At 36.8% G+C, this 8,192-nt stretch carries 10 protein-coding genes; 7 read left to right on the top strand and 3 right to left on the bottom strand.

Annotated features, from left to right (window positions below):
* The first annotated feature begins 203 nt into the window (after positions 1-203).
* From ACQR30_RS11980 to ACQR30_RS11955, 6 genes are all read left to right on the top strand, one after another.
* On the top strand, positions 204-1,136 hold the full coding sequence (locus tag ACQR30_RS11980; RefSeq protein WP_429735386.1) for a cation diffusion facilitator family transporter: 933 nt from the start codon (positions 204-206) through the stop codon (positions 1,134-1,136).
* 186 nt (positions 1,137-1,322) lie between these two features.
* The gene (gene rplK, locus ACQR30_RS11975; RefSeq protein WP_429735384.1) at positions 1,323-1,766 is read left to right on the top strand and encodes a 50S ribosomal protein L11; all 444 of its coding nucleotides are present in this window, start codon (positions 1,323-1,325) and stop codon (positions 1,764-1,766) included.
* Between the two features lie 25 nt (positions 1,767-1,791).
* Positions 1,792-2,487: a 50S ribosomal protein L1 gene (gene rplA / locus ACQR30_RS11970; RefSeq protein WP_429735382.1), complete on the top strand. Its 696-nt coding sequence runs from the start codon at positions 1,792-1,794 to the stop codon at positions 2,485-2,487.
* 40 nt (positions 2,488-2,527) lie between these two features.
* Positions 2,528-3,103, top strand: coding sequence for a 50S ribosomal protein L10 (gene rplJ, locus ACQR30_RS11965; RefSeq protein WP_429735380.1), 576 nt, complete (start codon positions 2,528-2,530; stop codon positions 3,101-3,103).
* 138 nt (positions 3,104-3,241) lie between these two features.
* Entirely contained in the window at positions 3,242-3,610 is a 369-nt protein-coding gene (gene rplL, locus ACQR30_RS11960) for a 50S ribosomal protein L7/L12 (RefSeq protein WP_429735378.1), read from the top strand.
* Between the two features lie 127 nt (positions 3,611-3,737).
* Positions 3,738-4,466 (top strand): copper homeostasis protein CutC, encoded by a 729-nt coding sequence (locus tag ACQR30_RS11955; protein WP_429735376.1) that lies wholly within the window; start codon positions 3,738-3,740, stop codon positions 4,464-4,466.
* 10 nt (positions 4,467-4,476) lie between these two features.
* Here ACQR30_RS11955 and ACQR30_RS11950 read toward each other — a convergent pair whose 3' ends face one another.
* From ACQR30_RS11950 to ACQR30_RS11940, 3 genes are all read right to left on the bottom strand, one after another.
* Positions 4,477-5,430 (bottom strand): endonuclease/exonuclease/phosphatase family protein, encoded by a 954-nt coding sequence (locus ACQR30_RS11950; RefSeq protein WP_429735374.1) that lies wholly within the window; start codon positions 5,428-5,430, stop codon positions 4,477-4,479.
* An 87-nt stretch (positions 5,431-5,517) separates the two neighbouring features.
* Positions 5,518-5,988, bottom strand: a complete 471-nt coding sequence (locus tag ACQR30_RS11945; RefSeq protein WP_429735372.1) for a hypothetical protein — start codon at positions 5,986-5,988, stop codon at positions 5,518-5,520.
* Between the two features lie 93 nt (positions 5,989-6,081).
* Positions 6,082-7,293: an S-adenosylmethionine:tRNA ribosyltransferase-isomerase gene (locus tag ACQR30_RS11940; protein ID WP_429735370.1), complete on the bottom strand. Its 1,212-nt coding sequence runs from the start codon at positions 7,291-7,293 to the stop codon at positions 6,082-6,084.
* A gap of 470 nt (positions 7,294-7,763) precedes the next feature.
* Here ACQR30_RS11940 and ACQR30_RS11935 point away from each other — a divergent pair.
* Positions 7,764-8,192 (top strand): NifU N-terminal domain-containing protein (locus ACQR30_RS11935; RefSeq protein ID WP_429735368.1); only part of this gene is annotated, 429 nt, incomplete at its 3' end.

Raw genomic sequence — 8,192 nt, 5'->3', positions numbered from 1 at the left:
TAATTTTCTCGTATAAAAATTCATAGTTTTTCGAAAATAAGATTTAGCATAATTTATCACTGCTGCAAAATTAAAACAAAGTTCACGGTGCAGGCTGCTTTTTTAAAAAAATACTTGCATACAATAGGAAGAAAATATAACAGCCGTCTTTTATTTAAAATTAGGAACTTAGACTATCTTGCAATTATATAGGAGCGCAATTTATGACCCATACCTCTGAAGGCCACTCTCATTCCCATATTCATGAACATAATCATGTTCAGGAACTCTCACATATTGGCAGAGCATTTTATATTGGCATCTCACTCAATTTTGCTTTTGTTTTGGTGGAGGCTATTGTGGGCCTATCAGCAAATTCTCTGTCTTTACTCTCCGATGCCGGTCACAATCTCGCAGACGTGGCGGGTCTGGCCTTATCACTTCTTGCATTTAAATTATTGAAAGTAAAACCAAGTGACAAGTATACCTACGGATACCGTAAAACAACTGTGCTGGTGGCATTATTTAACGCTATTATTTTATTAATATCTATCGGCGCCATTGGCTGCGAAGCGGCGCGTCGTATTTTTAAACCCGATGTTCTCTCCGGAAACACTGTCGCATGGGTAGCAGCAGCAGGTATCGTTATTAATGGTCTTTCAGCTTTTCTATTTTTAAAGAATAAGGAAAAAGATATAAATATCAAATCAGCCTATCTGCATATGTTGGCCGATGCGTTGGTTTCGGTAGCAATCGTAATCGGAGGGATTTTAATTTATTATACGCATTTATATTGGATAGATACCGCATTAAGTTTATTAATTGCAGTAGTAATATTAAAAAGCACTTGGGGATTACTGAAAAGTAGTCTTAGACTTTCTTTAGATGGTGTACCCGAAAATGTGGATTTAGAAAAAATCAAGCAGAAAGTAATGCAATTAGAGGAAGTGAAAGATATACATCACATACATGCTTGGGGATTAAGTACAACGATCAATGCACTTACAGCACATATATTGGTAAGTAAAAAAATGAGTATTAGTGATTTAGATATATTGAAAAAAGAAATAAAGAACCGTTTAGAACAGTTGAATATTCAACATGCAACGCTTGAATTTGAGCAAGACATGCAGGATTGCGAAAAAATGGAAGTGTAAAGAGTATAGTAGTATATTTAAGTTGATACCCAGTGGGTTAGATATCTTCAGCCAATAATTTGAGTAAAACTATACATAATTCAAATATTTTATTACCTTTGCTGCCCCAAATAGTTCTTTTTAGGAATATTGAATTGGGAGTCTGTGCAATATTGTTCGGACGTTATCACCAAAAAAGTTTAAAAAATGGCAAAAGAAATCTCAGGTTTCGTAAAGTTGCAGGTAAAAGGCGGACAAGCCAACCCTGCACCACCAGTAGGGCCGGCATTAGGTTCCAAAGGTGTGAACATCATGGAGTTCTGTAAACAATTTAATGCAAGAACTCAAGACAAACAAGGAAAAGTTGTTCCTGTTTTAATCACAGTTTATTCTGACAAGTCTTTTGACTTCGTTATCAAAACTGCTCCTGCCTCTATCCAATTGATGGAAGCCGCAAAAATCAAAAAAGGTTCTAAGGAAAGCAACCGCGATAAAGTAGGTAAAGTTACTTGGGCACAAGTAGAAGAAATTGCAAAAGACAAAATGCCCGATCTTAACTGCTTTACTATTGAAAGCGCTATGAAAATGGTGGCTGGTACAGCACGTAGCTTAGGTCTCACAATCGACGGCGCTGCTCCGTGGGAAAATTAATTCTTATCCTTAAAACTTATTTGTAATGGCAAAAATTACTAAAAAAAGAAAAGTAGCGGAAGCGAAAATCGACAGCAATAAATTTTATTCGCTTAACGAAGCTTCTGCATTAGTGAAAGAAATCAACACAACAAAATTTGATAGTTCTGTTGATCTTCACATACGTTTGGGTGTTGACCCAAAAAAAGCTGACCAGCAAGTTCGTGGTACAGTTACCCTTCCTCACGGTACAGGTAAAACCAAAAAAGTATTGGTTTTATGTACACCAGATAAAGAAGCCGCTGCTCAAGAAGCAGGTGCTGATTTCGTGGGATTGGATGAATTTATTACAAAAATTGATGGCGGTTGGACCGATGTTGATGTGATAATTGCCACACCGTCAGTAATGCCAAAAATTGGTCGTTTAGGTAAAGTATTAGGCCCTCGTAACTTAATGCCGAATCCTAAAACAGGAACGGTTACTAATGATGTAGCTGCTGCAGTTACAGAAGTAAAAGGCGGTAAAATTGCATTTAAAGTAGATAAAGCTGGTATCGTACACGCTTCTATTGGCCGTGTTTCTTTCTCTTCTGAGAAAATTGCAGAAAACGGACAAGAGCTTATCAATGCTTTAATCAAGCTGAAACCTACTGCCGCTAAAGGTATTTACGTAAAAGGTGTAAGCCTAGCTGCAACGATGAGCCCTGGTATTGCAGTGGACACAAAATCAGTTCAAAACTAATTTGTAAAAATTGGTTTGAAACCATCAAAAATTTTTGAAAATGACAAAAGATCAAAAAAACGAAGTAATAGAACTTTTAAAAGAAAAGTTCACTCAATACAACAACTTTTATGTAACCAATACAGAATCGTTAAGTGTAGATCAAATCGGCAAATTACGCCGTGCCTGTTTTAATAAACAAGTGGAAATGAAAGTGGCTAAAAACACTTTGATTAAAAAAGCATTGGAATCTTTGGATGCGGAAAAATATTCAGGCGTTTACGAATCATTGAACAACGTAACAGCTTTAATGTTTTCTGAAAACCCGAAGAACCCGGCTGTCATCATCAGTGCCTTTCGCAAAGAGGGTAAGAAAGAGAAGCCTGAATTAAAAGCAGCTTTCATTAACGGCGATATTTATAGTGGTGATAATCAATTAATTGCTTTGACTAATATCAAAACAAAAGAAGAGTTGATTGGCGATGTTATCGGATTGTTGCAATCTCCAGCCAAACGTGTATTGGCTGCATTATTGAATCAAGAAGATAAAACTGCAACAGCAGTAGTTGCAGAAGAAACTACGACAACTGAAGCTCCGGCAACGACTTCTACTGATGAAGTTGCACCGGAAGCATAATTTTAAATTTTTAACCATTATTGGTTATTCAAACTTTTTGATTTGGAAAATTCCAAATTGATTTATTAAATAATTTTTTTAAAACCCTCCGCCGGAGCGCTTCTAAGAGCAATGAACGCGGAAAAAATTGAAAACAAAATGGCAGACATTAAAGCATTAGCTGAACAACTAGTAGGCTTAACAGTAAAAGACGTACAAGAATTAGCAGATTTCTTAAAATCTGAATACGGTATCGAACCAGCTGCTGCGGCAGTTGTAGTTGCTGCAGCTGGCGAAGCAGTTGCTGCTGAAGAAAAAACTGCATTTGATGTAGTTTTAGTTAGCGGTGGTGCTAGTAAACTAGGTGTAGTAAAAGTGGTTAAAGAAATCACTGGTTTAGGTTTGAAAGAAGCTAAAGAAATCGTAGATACAGCTCCGAAAGCCGTTAAAGAAGGCGTTTCTAAAGCTGAGGCTGATGACATCGCAGAAAAACTAAAAGCTGCAGGTGCAGAAGTTGAAGTTAAATAATCAATTTACTTATTGAAACACAGCTTTCAAGAATATTCTAAGAAAAGACCGTTGAGCAATCAGCGGTCTTTTTGTTGGTACTTTTACCAAGTTTGTTATCTTGCAAATTAATTTTAAAACGCCCTCTATGACTTTAGAAATTGCTGTATTCAATATCACATCTGCAATTCAAGCTCAAAGTGCCGGAGCTAACAGAATTGAACTTTGCGAGAATCCCTTTGATGGTGGGACTACGCCTTCTTATGGAACACTGAAAACGACAATTGAGAAAATCACAATACCTGTATTTCCAATTATTAGACCGCGGGGTGGCGATTTTTTGTACAACAATGAAGAATTGGCAGTAATGAAAAAAGATTTATTGCTAATCAGACAATTAGGATTTCAAGGGGCTGTTTTGGGATTATTGAATATTGACGGGGCAGTTGATATAGAACAAACCAGAAGATTGGTGGAACTTGCATATCCATTAGAAATTACCTTTCATCGCGCATTCGATCGTGCCAAAAACCCGCTGGAAAGCTTAGAGCAAGTAATTGACACTGGTTGCGCCAGAATATTAACAAGCGGTCAGAGGCCAAATGCGGGCGACGGGTTTGACTTAATAAAAGAATTGGTCAGGCAAGCTGACCAAAGAATAGTCATTGTTCCCGGCAGCGGAATACGCAGTAGTAATTTGCAGAAAATTATAGAAACTGGTGCCGAGGAATTTCATTCCTCCGCAAGAAAAGAAATAAATTCTGCCATGAAATTTAAATCCTCTTCAATGGCTGAAACATTGATGAATATCTGCGTTGACGAAGAAGAAGTAAAAAAAATGAAGACTATTTTGCAGCAAAACCAATTAGAAAATTAAATTACTTTTCTTATTTGCTAAATAAGAATTCTGAAGAAATAGGATAATGATCGGAGGTATTCCCGCTCGTAAAATCAGGAACAACTTCGGTAATATCGGTACGAATTCTTGCAGAATGTGGTACATACATTTTATTTAGCTGTTTTGAAATAATCTGATGATCTATTACGGTTGGATAATCGATAGTAGATTGCGCGCCACTTTTCTGTACCGCCAACGTAATACCGACATAGTTATCATCCTGGATAAAATTTTGATAAGAAGACTCCTTTTCTGAAGAAACGCTTCCCTTCAACTCATCGTTCAAATCACCAAAAATCATTAATGGCGTTTGGGCAAAGTCTTTATCCAATGCCGCTTTTAATTCATTAGAAGCATTTACACGGCGAATATAGCTTGTCTTGTCAGAGCCAGATTTAGCATGCACAAGAAAGAAACAAATGTTTTTGGTGATACCATTTTTGGTAACATCGGCGCGAAGCAAATACGGATAACGGCCATTAGAGAAATTATGGCCAGCAGCACTATTGTCACGTAAAAACCCCGACGTAGATACATTTGTAAAAACATTTTTATTGTAGACAAAAGCCATTTTTTGTGCAGAGGCATAATAATGCGCATGCGTAGAATTTGCACCGCTTGCATAATCACTTACAGCAAAATCATAATCAGGTCCCATAGACTTTATCAAATCCCTAAACGAGGCTATATTGACAATTTCGCACAAACCATAAATATCGGCGTGCAAATATTTCAACACTTTGAAGACATTTGTTTCTTGTAGCTTTTTATCGACAGGTCCATTTCTCGTAGCACCAAACCATTCAATATTCCAATTAACCACCGTTAAAACAGAATCACTTTCATATTGATTTTGAGACGATACCCTTTTACCTTGCTGATTTTTACAACCTGCAACAAGAAAAATAAGCAATACGCCAAAAAGAAAAAAAGACTTCTTCATCTTACAGAAATAATAAGTAGTATTACATAAAAAAAGAGTGAAAGAAACCCTGCTCTTCCACTCTTAATCAATATCTTCTTTCTAAAACTACAACATCATATTTTCTATTTTCTTGTTTTTGAGACAGATAGGGAATATAAATGCTGCACTTATACCGATAATAGCAATAATAGGAATAACCAATTCTTTAAACTCCCTGATATGCTGGGCAGTATCACCGTAATCTCCTTTGCTTGCAACCACAATTAGCCATAACCCAGCCAATATAAATAATGCAGAATTAAGCAATATACCCGCTTTCTTTAAATAATGGGTAAATATTGCATACAAAGCACCACAAACAACCAATGGTATAATTGAGCCAAAACAAAGTGTTTGAATGTTGACAACATACGAAGATCTTCCAAGACCTGTCATGTTTATATAAGCAGCCCAATAAGCAATATTGACAAGTGCAGTAACAAATCCTATGAATACGCCCACATATATTGCACGTGTAACAGGTGTATGATAGCTTTGAAAATCGTAAACTACTTTAGTATTTGTATTATTTTCCATTCCTATTTGTTTAATAAAATTGATTCTTTGAGGTGACAAAGTTATGACAATCGTATTGTATCCAAAAAAGTTTTTTATATAAAAAGAAATATTTTAATTCTTCCACAATAAACTGCCGTCTCCATAGCTGAGAAACCGAAAATCTGCATGGAGTGCGTATTGATATACCCGCTTCCAATCTTGCCCAACTACTGCAGCAACCAACAGTAAAAGCGTAGACTTCGGTTGATGAAAATTAGTCATTAAAGCATCAACTATTTTCAATTTATAACCCGGCGCAATAATGATTTGTGTACGGGCAAGTAATTTTGTTTCCTTATTCCTCTTTAAAAGATTAATTATTGCCTTTAAAGATTCTGCGACAGAAAAGTGCTGCGGCAACTCATAGGGCTCCCATTGGGAAACCATTATAAAGTCTGTTTTTTTGGCTAATATTTTCACACCCATCCAATAAAGGCTTTCTACAGTACGCATTGATGTAGTACCTACCACAATAATCTTTTCAGAAATATTATTAAGTAGCTCTTCTAAAAATGAAAGAGATACCTCTATAGACTCGGCGTGCATCTCATGCTCCTGCATCGTATCTGCTTTTACCGGCTTAAAAGTGCCGGCGCCCACATGCAGCGTGACAAATGAGGATCGAATATTTTTATTTTTTAAATTCTGCAATAATGTTTTGGTGAAATGCAAACCGGCTGTGGGGGCGGCAACCGAACCATCCTGTTTGGCATAAACGGTTTGGTATGTTTCTTTATCTTTCTCTTCCGCCGTGCGATTAAGATAAGGGGGCAGCGGTATATGACCTAACAAATGTAACATCTCAGCAAAACTTAAATCTGCATTATCCCAGGAAAATTCAATTATAAAATAATCATTTCTTTTTTCTACCTTCCGCGCATATAGGAACTGATTATGATGAACAGAAATGGCTTTTTTCAATAAGCCATCTTTCCACTTTTTTGCACCACCAATAAGGCACTTCCAAAGTACTTTTTGTTTTTGCAACATGGCACTCGTGATATCCAAATATTCATCCGCAGGCTCAAGGCAAAACAATTCGATACTACTGCCAGTTTGTTTTTCAAATAATAATCTCGCCTCAACCACCTTGGTATTATTGAAAACCAAAAATGATTTCTGGGGCAAAATTAGGGGCAAATTCGCATAAATGTCATCTGTAATAATACCATCCTTATAAACGAGTAATTTGCTTTCATCTCTTTTCCGCAGGGGAAAACGAGCAATCTTTTCTTCAGGCAATTCGTAAGTAAAATCCTTTATAGAAAGCTGTTTAGGGTGCATTTAAATAAACAATGATTTTTGCAAAAGTAGGAGAGTTTAGGTGAAATTAAAAGCATATCGGGCGCAATTAATTATGTTCACTCAATAATTGGTCTCGCTTTTTTAGGCCGACACATGAAAACATGCTGACGCACTTATCATTTTTGCCGCATCGGGCTCCCGTTTTTCTCTTATGCTTATGGATTCCGCTATTGACCGGCTCTCAGGTGAGGACAGGGCTACTGTTAAGGGGGTTTATCAAAGAGGGCCGGGCAATACGTATAGCCGCCAGCACTGATTGGGTTCAACACAATGCCAACAAAGAAATTCCGCTCTACCATTTCCATATTAACCTAAGTAGAGCCATTAGATAGAAAATGATCATTAAATTCGTTTCTCTATCTGCTTATAGATACATTCTATCAAATATTTATGAACTATACAAAATAGTTTGTAGTACCTTTGTGCAGGAAGATTAAAAATTAAAGGTTATGATAAAAACAGGAAATACAATAATCAGTATTTATACAGAGATGACACCCAACCCCGCGACCATGAAGTTTGTGGCAAACAAACTTTTGTACCCGGGAAAAAGTATCGATTTTCAAGATGAAACAATGGCAGGCCCTTCACCTTTGGCTAAAGAGTTGTTTAGCTTTCCATTTATAAAAAGTGTATTTATTGCCAGCAATTTTGTTACACTGACTAAGACCCCCGAAACGGATTGGCAAGACGTAATCCCAACTGTTCGCCAATTCTTAAAAGAATATTTGGAGGAAGGCAAAGCAGTAATCAACGAGGATGAGGTGCAAATCATGAAGCAAGAGGCTACTAATGATGTAGCCGCCGACGATGACGACGTAGTGAAACGCATCAAAGAATTGCTCGATAATTATGTGAAGCCTGCAGTAGAAATGGAT

It is taken from the genome of Arachidicoccus sp. (genome assembly GCF_050436765.1).
Classification (GTDB): domain Bacteria; phylum Bacteroidota; class Bacteroidia; order Chitinophagales; family Chitinophagaceae; genus Arachidicoccus.
Note: the sequence above shows the minus strand (reverse complement) of the source record. Positions and strands in the feature narration are given on the sequence as shown.